The sequence below is a fragment of the Aliiglaciecola litoralis genome (assembly GCF_039523355.1).
In the GTDB taxonomy this organism is placed as follows: Bacteria; Pseudomonadota; Gammaproteobacteria; order Enterobacterales; family Alteromonadaceae; genus Aliiglaciecola; species Aliiglaciecola litoralis.
On record NZ_BAAAFD010000010.1, the window covers coordinates 120,163 to 136,632 of the forward strand.

Annotated in this window: 13 protein-coding genes and 1 other RNA gene; 9 read left to right on the forward strand and 5 right to left on the reverse strand. The window is 43.6% G+C overall.

Annotated elements, in window-relative coordinates; translation table 11 throughout:
- Window positions 1-55 precede the first annotated feature (55 nt).
- Window positions 56-1,135 (reverse strand): glycine cleavage system aminomethyltransferase GcvT, encoded by a 1,080-nt coding sequence (gene gcvT / locus ABD036_RS15675; protein ID WP_343861596.1) that lies wholly within the window; start codon window positions 1,133-1,135, stop codon window positions 56-58.
- Between the two features lie 172 nt (window positions 1,136-1,307).
- Between gcvT and ABD036_RS15680 the strand changes: the two genes are divergently transcribed.
- The 4 genes from ABD036_RS15680 to ABD036_RS15695 all read left to right on the forward strand — a co-directional run bounded on the left by ABD036_RS15680 (window position 1,308) and on the right by ABD036_RS15695 (window position 7,995).
- A complete protein-coding gene (locus tag ABD036_RS15680; protein WP_343861598.1) occupies window positions 1,308-2,162 on the forward strand; it encodes a LysR family transcriptional regulator in 855 nt (284 codons plus the stop codon).
- 628 nt (window positions 2,163-2,790) lie between these two features.
- Window positions 2,791-3,342: a hypothetical protein gene (locus ABD036_RS15685; protein WP_343861601.1), complete on the forward strand. Its 552-nt coding sequence runs from the start codon at window positions 2,791-2,793 to the stop codon at window positions 3,340-3,342.
- Window positions 3,339-6,221, forward strand: coding sequence for a prolyl oligopeptidase family serine peptidase (locus ABD036_RS15690; RefSeq protein WP_343861603.1), 2,883 nt, complete (start codon window positions 3,339-3,341; stop codon window positions 6,219-6,221). Before ABD036_RS15685 ends, ABD036_RS15690 begins: the two co-directional genes overlap by 4 nt.
- 208 nt (window positions 6,222-6,429) lie before the next feature.
- The gene (locus ABD036_RS15695; protein ID WP_343861604.1) at window positions 6,430-7,995 is read left to right on the forward strand and encodes an amidohydrolase family protein; all 1,566 of its coding nucleotides are present in this window, start codon (window positions 6,430-6,432) and stop codon (window positions 7,993-7,995) included.
- Between the two features lie 48 nt (window positions 7,996-8,043).
- On the opposite strand, the gene ABD036_RS15700 is transcribed toward ABD036_RS15695, so the two are convergent.
- The 4 genes from ABD036_RS15700 to ABD036_RS15715 are packed head-to-tail and all read right to left on the reverse strand — an operon-like array spanning window position 8,044 to window position 12,395.
- Window positions 8,044-9,276 carry an FAD-dependent oxidoreductase gene (locus ABD036_RS15700; protein ID WP_343861605.1) on the reverse strand — a complete coding sequence of 411 codons (1,233 nt, stop codon included), beginning with the start codon at window positions 9,274-9,276 and terminating at the stop codon, window positions 8,044-8,046.
- A complete protein-coding gene (ubiH, locus tag ABD036_RS15705) occupies window positions 9,263-10,507 on the reverse strand; it encodes a 2-octaprenyl-6-methoxyphenyl hydroxylase (RefSeq protein WP_343861607.1) in 1,245 nt (414 codons plus the stop codon). Before ubiH ends, ABD036_RS15700 begins: the two co-directional genes overlap by 14 nt.
- Window positions 10,507-11,826: a Xaa-Pro aminopeptidase gene (gene pepP, locus ABD036_RS15710; RefSeq protein ID WP_343861609.1), complete on the reverse strand. Its 1,320-nt coding sequence runs from the start codon at window positions 11,824-11,826 to the stop codon at window positions 10,507-10,509. Before pepP ends, ubiH begins: the two co-directional genes overlap by 1 nt.
- On the reverse strand, window positions 11,826-12,395 hold the full coding sequence (locus tag ABD036_RS15715; RefSeq protein WP_343861611.1) for a UPF0149 family protein: 570 nt from the start codon (window positions 12,393-12,395) through the stop codon (window positions 11,826-11,828). The genes pepP and ABD036_RS15715 overlap by 1 nt, the downstream gene beginning before the upstream one ends.
- 328 nt (window positions 12,396-12,723) lie before the next feature.
- On the opposite strand from ABD036_RS15715, the gene ssrS reads away from it, so the two are divergent.
- The 5 genes from ssrS (at window position 12,724) to ABD036_RS15740 (ending at window position 16,438) form a co-directional block, all read left to right on the forward strand.
- A non-coding RNA gene (gene ssrS, locus ABD036_RS15720) (6S RNA) lies at window positions 12,724-12,905 on the forward strand.
- A gap of 154 nt (window positions 12,906-13,059) precedes the next feature.
- On the forward strand, window positions 13,060-13,887 hold the full coding sequence (locus ABD036_RS15725) for a PEP-CTERM sorting domain-containing protein (protein ID WP_343861613.1): 828 nt from the start codon (window positions 13,060-13,062) through the stop codon (window positions 13,885-13,887).
- 88 nt (window positions 13,888-13,975) lie between these two features.
- On the forward strand, window positions 13,976-14,416 hold the full coding sequence (locus ABD036_RS15730; RefSeq protein WP_343861615.1) for a hypothetical protein: 441 nt from the start codon (window positions 13,976-13,978) through the stop codon (window positions 14,414-14,416).
- 156 nt (window positions 14,417-14,572) lie between these two features.
- Complete coding sequence (locus tag ABD036_RS15735) at window positions 14,573-15,469, forward strand: ribokinase (protein ID WP_343861617.1); 897 nt, start codon at window positions 14,573-14,575, stop codon at window positions 15,467-15,469.
- A 27-nt stretch (window positions 15,470-15,496) separates the two neighbouring features.
- Window positions 15,497-16,438: a nucleoside hydrolase gene (locus tag ABD036_RS15740; protein ID WP_343861619.1), complete on the forward strand. Its 942-nt coding sequence runs from the start codon at window positions 15,497-15,499 to the stop codon at window positions 16,436-16,438.
- The last annotated feature ends 32 nt before the right edge of the window (window positions 16,439-16,470 follow it).

Sequence of the window (16,470 nt, forward strand, 5' to 3'; positions counted from 1 at the left end):
GGTTTAACCGTTGGGGTTAGAAAATTCACTCCGCCCCCTTATTTTAATTTTTTGTTTATAGAACGCTTTTGCCGTTACGCACAAAGCTAGGTTTAACAATGTTGACTGTTATCCATTTTTTGCGCATTTCGACTTCAGCAGTAGTGTCTTTTGTTGCCGGTATGCGCGCCATGGCAATGCTGTGGCCCAAGGTAGGTGAGAAAGTACCCGAGGTGATCACACCCTCGCCTTCTGACACTTTGACTTTTTGACCACTGCGCAACACGCCTTTATCGGTCATCACTAAGCCCACAAGCTTATGGGTACCTTGTTCTTTTTGTTTCTCTAGTGCTTCTCGTCCCATAAAGATGCGGTCTTGTGGCTCCCATGTAATGGTCCACGCCATATTGGCCGCCAGTGGTGAAACAGTCTCGTCCATATCTTGGCCGTAAAGATTCATGCCAGCCTCAAGTCGAAGGGTGTCACGAGCGCCCAATCCGCAGGGTACAACACCCGCATCAAGCAATCGTTGCCAGAAATCAGATGCCATCTCGTTAGGCACCATAATTTCATAACCGCTTTCACCGGTGTAACCTGTGGTAGCAATAAATAAATCTTCCGCCTGCACACCAAAGAACGGCTTCATACCTTCGACCGCTTCTTTTTGTGCGTCAGAGAATAACTGCGCGGATTTTTGTTTCGCATTGGGACCTTGCACTGCGATCATTGAAAACTCTGGGCGCTCGATGATATTCACATCAAAACCAGAAGCCACACCATTGAGCCAATCCATGTCTTTTTCGCGAGTCGCTGAGTTAACCACTAAGCGATAATTGGTATCATCGAAATGGTAAACAATCAGATCATCAACCACACCACCTTCTTGGTTAAGCATTCCGCTGTATAGCGCCTTGCCTTTTTCCTGCAGCTTTTCGACGTCATTCGCTAGCAAAGTACGCAAATAGCCTTTGGCATTTACGCCCTTCACATCGACGATGGTCATGTGTGATACGTCAAACATACCTGCGTCTTTACGCACGGCATGGTGCTCTTCAATCTGTGAACCATAGTTAATCGGCATTTCCCAGCCGTGGAAGTCTACCATTTTGGCGCCAGCTTCAATGTGCTTAGCGTGCAGAGCTGTTTTATTGGTCATGAATGATTACCTTATATTCTGATGCCCGAAGTATAGAAAGCTGCCAGCTTTGGAACAAATTGATAATTCAAATGCTTACATAATTATTTTAAATGTATTAAATTAGTTAGATTAGTAATTTTTATACAAAAACATCCGCACCTCGCGGTGGTTAGGGGACGAAAGGCACATAATGAAACAACTCTCTTTGGATAATTTACGTACTTTCGTCACTGTGGTGGAGCAAGGTGGTTTTGCTAAAGCAGGCGACCTGTTGGGCCGCTCCCAACCTGCAGTGAGCTTGCAAATTAAAAAGCTCGAAGAACAATTAGGCCGACGTTTGTTTACCAAACTTGGCCAGCGACAGGTGGTCAATCAAGACGGTAAAACATTGCTCAATTACGCCAAGAAAATGCTCAACTTAAATGACGATGTGTTTCGGCAGTTTGAGCAATCTTCGTTACGAGGTCGTTTACGATTGGGTATCCCCAGCGAATTTGCTACGACGTTATTGCCCAGTATCATCGGAGAATTCAGCAAACAATATCCTGATGTCGCTTTGGAAGTCACCTCTGCACTAAGCCGAAATCTACTAGATGACAGCAAACGCAGTGATTTTGACTTGGTGCTGGCGTTAGTTCCGCCCTCGCAACCCACTGAAGGGGAATTGGTATTGGAAGATGATTTGGTTTGGGTCGGGGATCCAACTCGGCCGTTTTCGCGCACCAATGTATTCTTAGTATTGGCCCCCGATGGCTGTGTGTATCGCAGTCGCGTGATTGAAATGCTCAAGCAACAAACGATTGCGTGGCGAATTACCTATACCAACGCCGACTTATACGGCCTCATTGCTGCGATCCAACAAGGTTTAGGGGTTACTGCGCTGGCGCGCACCAGTGTTCCCAGTTCACTATCAATTATTCGTAATCCATCGTTACCAACATTGGGTAAAATTAAAATTTGTTTGTTTAACCAAGACACCCAACACCCACAGATCAGTGCCAAATTATCAGAGTTCATCATGGCAAGACTAAAAAACTCAGCATAACGAATCGCAGAATTACGTGGACACCCACTTTAAGTTGACGAATTACGTGGACACCCACTTTAAGTTGAAATATCTGGACACTCACTCTAAGGAATGAATTGTAGTTACTTGGACACCCACTCTAAGAATGAATAACGTGGACACCCACTTTAAGCATCTCTAGAGGAGTAAAGTGGACAGGCATGGTTAAAGAATTGCGTGGACACCCACTTTAAGGTTTGAATAAAGAATTACCGTGGACAGGTATGGTTATTTTTAAGTTTCACAAAGGTTCCAGTCATTCCTGAAAAGTTGGCAAACAATAAGTAAAAGATACGCATTCACCTTTATTTCAGTGAATATTGAATAAAACTTAGGTTTTGAAAGATTACGTGGACACCCACTCTAAGTTGCACGAAGGGGTTAGCGTGGACAGGCATGGTTATTTCCAATTATGTAAATATATGCACTCTCCACTTTTGGCTAAATTTCCAACACACCCAAGTTATTCATTGGATAGCAAGCAATTGAAAACAGGTTAAAAAACGAAAAGATAAGATTAGGTCTAAGCTTTATCTTAGAGGATATTGATTATAACTTAAGCTTTGGTATTCTTAGCGATAATGGAATGTAGTATTAAGGACTATGCATGAGGACCTTTCTTGTTTTACCCATTTTTTGTTGTCTAGTACTTCTGGGGTGCGCCTCCACGGTCTCGTCAATTAAAGAAGATGTAGATATCCCTTTAAGTGCCAACTCAGGCTATCTTCTCGTTGGCGTCGACTTAAACTATGCCGTTAATAATATTCAAATTGGCGGCCCTAAAGACGTGCTATTTACCCGCGATGATTTAGACCAATTCAATAATTACTTTTTAGTAGAGATGCCCGCAGGCAAATACAGCTTTGAGAAGATTAGATTACTAAATGGTTACTATTACACCCTGAAAAGCGGCTATTGGGATTTTGAAGTGAAGCCTAGTGAAATTAGTTATGTGGGTCATTTAAAAATAATGTCTCGCAACGGGTGGTTTTCTCGTTACAACATAACGTTAGAGAACAAGTCGACTGACGCTTTGGAGTATATGCAAGACAATTACAACAATATTCTTTCCGCTCGTCGTCTTCGCCATAGAGGGCCAGGCGATGATAAGTTCCTTGAATACGTAGATGTGGAATTGGCAAAGGAGGCCGAACAATGATAATCAGATCAATTGCTTTTTTACTTTTGAGTTTTTATTCGGCTTTATCATTAGCGAATCTTGTTCCTGCCGAAAAATTATTTATCGAAGCTAACGTTTCAATGCCAAAATTGTCTTTAGATGGCAAATACCTATCAAATTACGTCAATCACGAAGGAACATTATATTTCACCATTACGGATTTAGAAAAAGGTCAACAGTACATCGTTCGTGGTTTAGACAACGTCAAACGCGTTTTTGATTATCAATGGATTGATAATCAAACCTTACACCTTTCTGCATATCAAAAAGAATATTTCATTTCACTTGATTTCACTGATAACCAAATAAAATCAGAAATTAAATCGGTACGCTACGATGGCTACATTGTGCACATTTTCCCTAATTCAAAACAAGTATTGTTTGCAAAGCTTCGCCCTTGGGATGAGGGTGGGTTTAATTTGCACATAACCGACATCAAAACGCTAACTGGAGCTAAACTCAACGAGAAAAAACACCTTGCTCCACCAAGTAAAAATGTTTCCTTTTTTAGCTACGATACGAAAACTAAACGTATTGTCGCCAGCATGAAAGACGAAGAACAAAAAACCATATTATTTCAATATAGAACTCTCGACGATCCTAACTGGCAGCCAATGTTGGAACTGATAGATGCAGATTATGAATTTAAAGTTATCGGTTTTTTTGATGACAATACATTGGGTGTGCTGACCAATAAAGATTCAGACCGAGAATCGTTTTACAAATTCGATATGGCTAAAAAAGAAGTAACCGAATTAATTTATGAGCACCCAAGATTCGACCTAATCAAAGCTGAAATGTACCAATCAGACGACGGTGTCGAGCCTTTATCTGTTACTTACATTGATCACGGTCGATATAAAATTGAATACCTGCAAAAAAGCCAAGAAACAATCGCCCAAAAGTTAACCGAAGCGTTCGAAGGCAAACAATGGCGGATTTTGTCACATAGTGAAAAAACAAATCAGTACATTATATATGCCTTCGATTCAGATTATCCCGGTGCCTATTACTTGTTTACTCCAGCATTAAACAAAGCGGAGCTCTTGTTCGAACGTTACCCTGGACTGGAGAATTATAACTTTGCAAAAACGCAAGTTAAGAATCTAGCTATCGATTCCAATATTAACGTTGAGACCTATTTAACCAAAGCATCTGAACATCGCTTCAATACGTTACTTGTGATGCCTCATGGCGGACCTATTGGCGTTCGTGAAACTGCAGCGTTTAATAAAGAAGTTCAATATCTGGTCAGCCGCGGATTCGATGTTTTACAGGTTAACTTCAGAGGCTCAAAAGGTTTCGGAAAATCTTTTAAACAAAGTGGCATCGGTGAATTGGGTCGTGCCATTGAAAAGGACATAACTTTAGCGGTCAACGATGTGTTAAACAGCCATCAATATAAACATGTGTGTTCAATAGGCTCTAGTTATGGAGGATATTCGGCAATCATGTTGGCAATTCAACAACCAGATACTTACGACTGTATTGTGGCGCGTTTTGGCATCTATGATTTACCTTTATTGTACGACTCCAATAACGTTAGATTACATTTTGGTGAAACCATATTTGATGCCGTCCTCGGTGGTAACAGTGAAGAACTATATGATGTATCTCCGGTTTATCATGCTCAAAAGATTAAGGCGCCCGTTCTACTTACTGCGGGTAAGACTGACGAAATTGCTGTATTTGAACAATCTCGACGCATGGAATATGTACTAAAAGTTTTGCAAAAACCAGTTTCGTCTATTTTTTACGATCAAACCGGTCACGGCCATGGCTCTTGGTCTGGTGATATTCACGAAAACGTTTCTATCTACGATTTTTTAGTCGAAACACTCAACCTAACCATTCCAAATTCATTATCAACTGATGACAAAGAAATCCTTGCTCGTGAATATGAATTGGTTGCCGACGGGTACATCTTCACTGACACTGTACCAAATGACAAAGTTCGGGCTAAAAAATATTATCGAAAGTCTGCCGATTTAGGCAATGGCAAAGCGATGAACAATTATGCCTGGATGTTATCGCAATCAGATAAAAATGATCCTGATGCAGCAAATATGCTGTCGTGGTTTATTAAAGCTGAAGAGGCTGGTTTTGGACAAGCTAGTTATATCTTGGCAGAGCTTTATCAGGTCGGTAAATTCGTTGAGAAAGATTTAGAAAAAGCATATCAAAAATTTCTGAATGCCCAACGACTCGGATTTGGTGATAAAGCGAAATTTGAAATTGCGCGGGCGCAGTGCCTTGGTTTAGGAACCGCAAAAGATTTCGAATCCTGCTTAAGTGGACTCAAAGAGCGCGACATAGAAATTGCAAAAGAAAAAGAAAAACGTGAAAGAACTGGAAATAAGGAAAAAGAGGGATTTGAAAAGATTACAGCTGGAAATGATCTACTTCAAATCTATGGCAAATTATTTCTTGCTGGCCAATTAAGTAGCGACGAAATCAGTAGATTGAAACAGCAGTTTTTTTACGAATTTCAATTAGAAAACTCTAGGCTAGATTTGGATATTGAAGATTTTGGCGAATACAGTAATTTCAGACATTTACGAGAAACCACAAACATAAATTCTGATAAAGCGGATTTATTTGGCTTACGATTCAAATTGCGTTCTGCGGATCTGTTCAGCGGTACAAACGAAAATATAGCTTTTATGTATACATGGACAATCTTTGATGAAAATGGCTTAGAAATATCGAAAATAGAAAATACTTTTCGAGGAAGAAATGGCATTTGGACTATAACCTTACCAACGTCTGATGTTAAACAAACGCCATCCAAATATGTGATCAATATATACGATATCGATAAGACACCACTTTTCGAAGAAAGCTTTTACATCAAATAATACAATCTACTAAACTGCCAATTTTGGTTAATCTCGATTTGCAGCTGAGCAACGACAGACGCGTCACCTACCTGCCATTTACTTAACAAGTTCAAAAACCAATCAAAAGGGGAGACACCTCCCCTTTTACAAATTCCTTTGATTCCTTAGCGCACTGTCAGTAGGCTAGTGACTATCTCGTTTCTAACGTCATCATTAAGGTCGAAAAATGCACTTTATGTTACGAATTTTAGCCTGTCTAATACTTACATTGAGCTTATCTGTGTCAGCCAAGCCGGGGGTTTCTGCGCCTGACAAACGCGCTGATGAGGGCCAAGGTCCTTATAAGCGTTTGATTTTGCGCGGAGTAAATATGGTCAGTGGTTTAGGCGCACCAACTCGTGGGCCTGTGGATATCATCATCGAAAATGACCGTATCGCTAATATTGTCAACGTCGGTCATCCCGGTGTCCCCATTTTGGAGCAAGGCAGACCTAAAGCCGGTGCGGGGGATCAGGAAATGGATCTCACCGGTATGTATGTGCTGCCGGGTTTTATTGACATGCATGGACACATTGGCGGCTCTGCCGATAACATTCCGGCTGAGTACGTGTTCAAGTTATGGATGGCTCATGGCATTACCACCGTGCGCGAACCTGGCAGTTTTAATGGGCTGGATTGGGTGATGGACCATGTGAATCGCAGTGACAAGAATCAAATCGTGGCCCCGCGCATTATCCCTTATCTGGGCTTTGGCATGGGCAGTGATAAACCGATCTCGACCCCAGATCAAGCACGCAAATGGATAAAGGACGCGGCCAAACGCGGCGCCAAAGGCGTTAAATTTTTTGGCGCGACTCCAGATATTATGCAAGCGGCGCTGGATGAAGCGCAAAAGCGAGGGCTTGGCACCATGATGCACCACGCACAGCTCAACGTGATGAGCATGAATGCACTGGACTCTGCCCGCTTAGGACTGACCACCATGGAGCATTGGTATGGTCTACCTGAAGCGTTGTTCACCGACAGTGTCATCCAGAACTACCCTGCTGATTACAACTACAATGACGAGCAACATCGCTTTGCCGAAGCAGGCAAACTGTGGGAGCAAGCAGCCAAGCCCGGTAGTGAAAAATGGCAAGCGGTGAGAGATGAGCTTATTGCCTTGGATTTCACGATCAATCCAACCATGACAATCTATCAGGCAAGCCGAGATTTAATGCGCGAGCGCAATGCCGATTGGCATGACAAATACACCCTCCCTACCCTTTGGGATTTCTTCACTCCAAGTCGTTATGCCCATGGCTCGTACTGGTTTGATTGGACCACAGATAACGAAATTGCTTGGAAGCGAAACTTCGATTTATGGATGACATTCTTAAACGACTTTAAAAATCACGGTGGCCGCGTGACCACAGGCTCGGATGCTGGCTATATCTATAAAATATACGGTTTTGGCTTCATTCAAGAACTGGAGTTATTGCGTGAAGCGGGCTTCAACCCGTGGGAGGTGATTCAATCTGCTACGCTAAACGGAGCACAAGCCTTGGGTATGGAAGATCAAATTGGTTCGATTACCATAGGTAAAAAAGCGGATTTGGTGATCGTGGGGGAAAATCCGCTGCGCAACTTCAAAGTGTTATACGGCACTGGACATTATCGATTGGATGATAACAATCAACCTACTCGTTCTGGCGGTGTGGTTTACACGGTCAAAGACGGGATTGTGTATGATGCTAAAAAAATGCTTGAGGATGTCAGTAAGATGGTTGATGCGGCTAAAGCCTTTGACTAGATTACTCGCCTAAACTCAACACAATGACAATATAATAAAAGGCCATAGTTAATCACTATGGCCTTTTATTTGGGATGCCTGTTTAGCCAGTTCTGGAAGCTCTCCCTCTAATCCAGCAGCCAGCTTGATCATATCGCGTTTAACGGGGCCAGCCTGATTGGCGGCAGACAGTCCTATATCGCGGATCAGCTTCTTGACCGGATTACTTCCGGCAAACAGACGTTTGAAACCTTCCATTGAGACGATCATTTTCATCGCTTGAGCTTTGCGCCAGCGTTCTAACTTACGTAGGTTCTTGGCTAAGCCGATGTCTTTGCGGTTGGCTTGTAACTCACCTAAGGTTTGCGCCAATGCGGCTGCATCGGCAATGCCGAGGTTGGCACCTTGACCTGCTAACGGATGGATAGTGTGCGCAGCATCACCTATTACCATCACCCTATCTTTCACCCATTGACGACAATAGCGCATTGTAAGTGGGTAGCTAACCCGCTGACTTTGCAGCTCACATTTGCCTAACTTATTATCAAGTGTGACTTGTAGACGTTGATTAAATTCACGCTCCGGCAATGCCAGCAAGGTTTCTGCTTGTTGATTGCGCTGTGACCACACTATGGAACATAAATTGGGCTCAAATAACGGCAAAAATGCCAAGGGCCCATCAGCGGTGAATACTTGTCTGGCACAATTATCATGGGCAAGTTCGGTACGCACGGTGGCAACCAGTGCAATGTGGTCGTAATCCCAAAATGTAAAAGGTAAATTGGCAACCCGGCGTACGTAGGAGTTAGCACCATCAGCCCCCACCACTAATTTTGCGGTAAAGCTGTTACCATTCGATAAGGTCAGAAAACTTTCAGATTGGCCAAATACCAGATTCTCAATGCGCGCAGGCTCTGCCAACTCGATGTTGTTTATACCTTCTAAACCTTTAAGAAGAGCTAAGCGCAGAACCTGATTTTCAACAATTGAGCCTAAATGACTGCGCTGAATTTCCTGATGAGAAAAGCCAATATGAGCAAAGCTGTCTTGTTCCCACACTTGCATAGACTGATAGTCCTGCAAACGCTGTTCAACCACATGTTGCCAAATGCCAAGGCGTTGAAAAATGGTTTGGCTTGCTAAATTGATAGCACTCACTCGTAGCTCAGGCTGATCTGTTACCGGAGCATCAGCGGCCTGTGCATCAATCACTAAAACACTTAAGTCGGAATCTTTAAGGGCAAGCGCTGCGGTTAACCCAGTAATACCGGCTCCAACAATGACCACATCATAGTTTTGCATGGCGCTCTCCTGTTGTGCCCTTGAATCCCATTGCTGTGATGGCAAAGGACTGTTTTAACGCTGGGATATTGTCCAGTGCAGTAAGCGCCAAATTTCGCCCAATAACGAAAGGAAGATAGGAATTTGAAAAGGTACGCACTAAAGTGTCTGTGGCGAACGTTAAGCGTTGTTGATCCTGTTTGCGCTGGCGTTGGTAACGATGCAAAAGTGAATATTGACCAATATCTTCTTGCCGATGCGCAATCAACAGGTCAGCTAATTGCTTGACGTCTCTGAGCGCTAAATTCAGCCCTTGCCCAGCAATAGGATGCAAACTTTGACAAGCATTACCGATCAATACTGCGCGATGATGAATGTGTTGCTCAGCGTAGCGAAGCGTCAACGGAAACCCGCTGCGTCTGCCAACATTTTTTATCTCACCTAATCGAAAACCAAACTCGCGCTGTAGATCTGCGATAAATTCATGGTCATTCATTGCAATTAGCTGCTGATACCGAGGATGACTCAAGGTCCAAACAAGCGCACCGCGATGCTTATTATTTGCCTGCGACAAAGGCTTAAGCGGTAACAAAGCTAACGGACCTTGGGCGGTAAAACGTTCAAACGCCCAGTTTTGATGATCTGTTGCAAGCTCAACATTAGCGACCAGTGCGGTTTGTTGATAATCTTCAACTTCTGCCTCAATCCCCAGTTTTTCGCGGGTTTTTGATTGCCCACCTTCAGCCACTACCAATAATTGAGCGGATAAACATTCGCCTCCCGATAAGATAACAGTGACATCAGTTTGGGTACGAGTAAGGTCGGTAATTTCACTTTGGTAAAACACGTGAAGCCGGTTACCAGCGTCTTGAATTTGCTGGTGCAGTTGCGCCACCAGCGCAGGAAGTTCAACGACCTGCCCCAATACGGCCATATGATAATCTTCAGCACGCAACGTGCATTGCCCTAAATGCCCCTGATCAGAAACGTGAATAGTTGTGATTGGACAAGCTATTTCAGCCAAGGAGTCCAAACCTAACTCGCCAAGGATCTCACAAGATTGGGCTGATAACGCGATACTGCGCAATTCGAGAAAATCGGATTGGCGATGGTTAGTATCCGGCGGCGCGGCGGCTTCAATTAACCCAATGCGAAGTTCAGTATGCTTGAGTAACATGGCAACCAACGCCAAGCCGGTGGCTCCTCCACCTGCAATCAGTAGGTCAAATTCAGTCGGCGCTTTTTGACTCATTATCCTGCCATCAGTGATTCAATCTGCGCTATTGTTTTAGGCACACCTTGGGTCAACACCTCGTGCCCTTGCTCAGTAATGAGTATATTGTCTTCAATGCGGATACCAATGCCTCGCCATTTAGGGTCGACATCGGCTTCGCTAGAAATATACAAACCCGGCTCAATAGTCATCACCATACCGGGCTCAAAAGGGCGGTCTTGACCATTCATTTTATATTTACCCACATCATGGACATCCAAACCTAACCAATGTCCCAAACCGTGCATGAAAAACTGCCGATGTTGCTGCTCATCTATGTTTGTTTGAACATCACCGCTTAACAAACCCAAACGAATTAGTCCAGCGGTGAGCACTTCAATTGCAGTGGCATTGGCCGCCGCGAAATTACCACCGGGTTTGAAATGTGCTAGTGCTTGGGTTTGCGAGGCTAAAACCAGTTCATAAAGTTGTGCCTGAGCGTCACTGAAACGACCGTTAACAGGAAAGGTACGGGTAATATCGGCCGCATAACCGTGATACTCGGCACCCGCATCAATCAGTACTAGGTCGCCATCCACAAGTTCGCTGTTATTTTCAGTGTAATGCAATATGCAGGCGTTTGTGCCACTGCCAACAATGGTCTCATAAGCACTGTTTCTAGCACTTTGCATGGCAAAACTGTGATGAATTTGCGCGGCCAAGTGATATTCATTGCGCCCGGCTTTGCTATAGGTCATCGCCGCCTTATGTGCTTCGCACGATATACTAGCGGCCGCACGGATTAAATCCAGTTCGTCTGTACTTTTAAACAAACGCATTTCGTGCAGAATTTCGCGCACGTCTATTTGGCATGCCGGTGCTATTTTGGATTGCTTAGGGGCATTACGTAAAACATTAAGCGCTTCATCTATATGATGATCGATATCGGCATTTTCACCGCGGGCAAAATACAGGTTGTCGTGGCCGTCTAAATAACTCACCAAACCAACGTCCAAGTCATCGATAACGTGACACTGATCAAAGCCAAATTGTTGCATCGCCACGTCTGGACCAATTCGCCTGCCCTGCCATATCTCAGCTAGCGCATCTTTGGGTTGACAAAAAAGTGCGGCGTAGGCTTTATCAAACTGGGTTGAATTACTTAATATCAACACAGCTTCAGGCTCAGGAAAGCCAGTCAGATAATGAAAGTCACTGTTTTGTCGAAACGGGTATTCGGTATCGTTACTACGCGTCACTAGCTGAGCAGCGGAAATAATACAAATACTATTAGGCAGTAAATGCTCTGTTAACGTCTGGCGTCTTACTTGACATTGTTTTAGAAACTGCGAAAACATTAATGTACCGTCTTTGGTGTGGTTTGTGTTTGCGCTGCGGAATGACCTAGTTCGTTAAAACATAACATGCATGAAACGCGCACGTACTCAACCACTTCAAATAGCGCTTTTTCTGCTTCTTCATCTTCAGGCATAGACTCGTCCATTCTGGAAATTTCATAAAAGTCTTCCAGCGCTTCTTTCACATCAGGCGAGCAGGATGTGAGATCGGCTTGATGAAATCCAAAGCCAAGCATGAATCCTTGGATCCAATTAATCAGCGCATTACCACGCTCATTTATGGGTGCCGATTCATCAGGTAAACACAAGCTTAAGGTAAAATCAGTTTCGAGTAGTTGTTGGCAGGTTTGGTTATACATTGCCGTCAACTGCACTTCCACCGGCTGAGGGATGGGCTTTCCTTGATTGACCGAGTCTGCCAGTGGATCAAGCCAGTCTTGACTTTCAAGTGGCATTCCACCAGACAACATGCCACAGAAAATACCGTGTATTTCTGCCGCGTCGGTTAAAATTGAATGTTGCTCCAATAAAGTGGAGAGTTCTTCATAATGTGGGGCTGATTGCTTCAAAGTATATTCCTCTAGATATGCTGCAATGCTACCACTGTCAAATAGCTGTGCCTAGAGCGTTTGGCCTACCCAAGATCAACAATATTGCGATACCTGACGCGACATAAGCGCAACAATATGTGTCTAAAGATCGATTCAGCTAGGATTTAGTACCCACAACTTTGCCATACGAAGGTATTGATTTGCATACCTTAAATGCTGTTTTTGGCTAATAGGAAAAAGCCATTCGTGCTAAAGTACTGACTACATATTAACCAGCGCCACGATAAGTGAGATGGTTTGTTGTGAGTTTTCGATTTAATTTCTACCGCTATATGGTAAAATTAAATCTCTCCTGGGATGTTCGCCAGTTTAGATTTGTCCCTGGCCGATGCTATTTAACCTGGAAACTGATTCCACTGCTCTTGTGCAAGCTTGGCTCGTATCAAGAAGCCTGCGGCAGTGATGATGTCTCCGCCCTGAACTTTCGGTTCACGGGCCCATACTAAACAGCGGCATTCTGGGAGAACTTCATTTATACACTATGTAGTAAATTAACTGCTTGTGTTGATGAGTCTTCGCAACAAAAACTATCTCTTAGCTATACATAACTCTATTTACTTGGCTTATAAATCGCCTGTAATTGCTATGTCTGAATATCGTTGTTAATTAAGGACTAACTCTTATGGCTACTTTAAGTTTGAAAAAATGCCTCTCGGCTGCAGTTTTAGTAACCGTTTCTTCATGGGGTTATGCGGGTACGACTGTTATTACCTTTGATGAAGATACCATTGCCGGCAACGTTGTAGCATTACAACACGGTACGGTTATAAATAGTCAGTATGCCGCGCTTGGTGTGAATGTCAGCGTCAACAACAAATCTTCAGGTAATCATTATGGCGTGCTGTATAACACAGCTCCTGGCACAGCAAGCCCAGATAAGAATAATAATCGCGACAGCGATCTAACCGGACCTAGCTGGGGCAACAGTAATTTTAATTCACGGAACTTCAATGCTGGAAACGCATTAGTGATCCAAGAAAATGGCACTGGCTGCGGTGATGGCGTGTGTGACCAACCAGATGACCAAGCTGGGCGCAGGAGTGATGGCCTAGCGGGTTATGTAACCTTTAACTTAGATTTTACTATTGATGCATTAGGGTTTGACCTTATCGACTTTCAAACCAACGTAGGTGCAGGTGAAGTGGAAAAATCGGAAGTCATGCTTTTTGACAATGCACTTAAGGTGCAATCCTTTAAGTTTTCGGATTTTGTTAATAGACCCAATGGCGCCATGTTCGGTGAAAACTCGATAAACCGCATTTTCCTTGACTCTTTCGCCAGCACCAACGTGAATAAAGTGAAATTTAAAATCTTTGGATCAGGCGCTGTCGACAATTTACGCCTGACTTCTACCGATACCGGCAGTACCACCACGGTACCAGAACCAGGCACATTAGCTTTATTCGGTTTAACTTTGCTTGGAATGTTGCGTTTAAATCGTATAAAGTAATTCATGATGTTGATTAAAAGGCAGTGTTTACTGCCTTTTTTTATATCCAAATTAGTCAATAACAAAAACAATAATAAAATTAGATATCATGAACAATTCAAACACGTATGAAAAAGCGATTGCTGACGCCTGCGCGCCTTTTATAGAAGAGCTTGGTGATAAGATCCAGTGGCAATGGGACGAACACTTTAGTTGCTACTTGGCAGAGTTCTCAGTCGACCATGAAAATTTAGTTTATCTAGTCGCGCAAAAACATTTCCCCCATGTATGGGACAAAAAATCGATTAAAAAAGCGCCCCCGGCCTTTCGTCATAGAGCGGGGTTTTTTAATACACTTGAAAAAAATCAACAGCTGATGAGTAAAGATCGCAATGGCGAACACGACATTATGCTGTCTTGGTGGCCATGGGGACATGGCGCGACGGTTTCCGTGCGTTTATTTTATGCCAGCACCAAGCCTTATATAGAACCATCTGGCGTATTTGCGACATTCAGTAAATGGTGGAATCGGTCTGACAAAACGAGTTAACCTTAATTCTGGATAATCGTTGATGCGGCGTGCAAATTTGAAGTTGACAACCAAAGTGGACCAAAAGGTCAACTTTTTTGGTTCTTTTTATAGCTGACTTGTGGTACAAATCGCTTTTAAGCTCGTTATCTTTCTTTAATTTAAGCTGGAACCCTTATGGCAGTGATTAATTTTGGCTCAATCAATATTGACCATGTTTATCAGGTTGAGCATTTTGTTCAGCCTGGCGAAACCCTTTCTTCTAACCACTATCAACAACTTCTTGGTGGTAAAGGGGCGAATCAATCTATTGCCCTCGCTAAGGCAGGATCTGACGTAAGGCACGTAGGTAAAATCCACGAACATGATGCCCATTTTAAACAAGCCATGATCAAACAAGGAGTGGATTGTAAGTTCGTTCAATGCAGCGATACACCAACTGGCCACGCGATTATTCAGGTTGCACAAAATGGCGAAAATGCCATTGTATTGTTTGGCGGAGCCAATCGAGAGATTGATAATAAAGATATTTTGCGAGCCCTTGATGATGCAGCAGCCACCGATTGGGTGCTTACTCAAAATGAAACAAGTGGCATCGAAGAAGTACTAAAACAAGCCAAAGAGAAAGGCTTAAAAGTGGCATTCAATCCCGCACCTATGACAGAGTCAGTGAAACAATTACCTCACGATTGCATCGATCTGCTCATTGTTAATGAAGTTGAAGCGTCAGAAATTGCAGGTGTCACCGACATTGACGAGATCGAAAACTACTTCAGACGAGATTGGCCTCACGCGGAAGTGCTCATTACTCTAGGTAAACATGGCGTTCGCATGTTGTTAGCCGAAGAAACCGTAGATGTACCTGCATTTGTGGTAGAAACAGTTGACACGACTGCGGCCGGTGATACGTTTATTGGTTACTTTTTATCTGCCTATAGTAAGCGCCAAAAAGCACGTGATGCACTGACAAGAGCCTGCGCCGCCTCAGCGATAGCGGTAACGCGATGTGGTGCTGCTCAATCGATTCCAAATGCTGATGAAGTAGACCATTTTCTCAGTCAGAATCATCAATAACCCTATTCAAATCAAAGAGATTTTTAGATGACGCATAAAATTATACTCGATACAGATCCAGGCATCGATGATGCAATGGCGATTTTCTTTGCTTTTCAATCTCCGCACATTGAGGTGTTGGGATTGACCACGGTATTTGGAAACGTGCCGGTAACCATGTCGGCGCAAAATGCCCTTACCTTGTGTGAACTTGCCAAGCAAGATATCCCAGTGACAAAAGGTGTGGGTATGCCGTGGGTTGGACCTGAGTCTGGCTACGCGCATTTTGTGCACGGCGACGATGGCTTTGGCAATATCAACTTCCCAGCCTCTCAGCGTGAACTAGACCCTCGAAGCTCGGCGCAGTTTATTGTCGATATGGCACGCGAACAGCCAGGCGAAATTACCCTTGTTGCGATTGGTCCATTAGGTAATCTGGCGCTAGCACTGCGTTTAGAACCTGATTTACCTAAACTGGTTAAAGGGGTAGTCATTATGGGCGGTGCGGCCTTTGTAAGAGGTAATGTCACTCCGGTTGCTGAAGCCAATATTTGGAATGACGCGCACGCGGCAGAAATTGTTTTTGCGGCAGATTGGGATCTGAAAATGTTTGGTCTTGATGTCACTAACGATGTGCCATTTACACCAGACTTTCTTGATGGTCTGCAAGAGCGAAACGATACTTTGGGTGGTTTTGTCAATAAATCATCGCAATTTTATGCTGACTTTTACTCACAAAATAGGGAAGACCGAGTGTGTTTCTTCCATGATGCAATGCCGTTGGCATACTTGATTGACCCAAGTTTGTTTGAATTTACACGCGGTCATGCACGAGTTTCGACTGACCCTTTGAATCGAGGGCAAACATCCGTAGCGCCAATTGGCACAACTATGAGTCCATTTTGGCTTGAGGCTTCACAAATAGACGTGGCCACAAAAGTGGATCACGATCGTTTACGTAAACTCTACTTGGACACCTACGCACTCTAATGCTAGATTTATGTTTGGGCGGCGATGGGCGT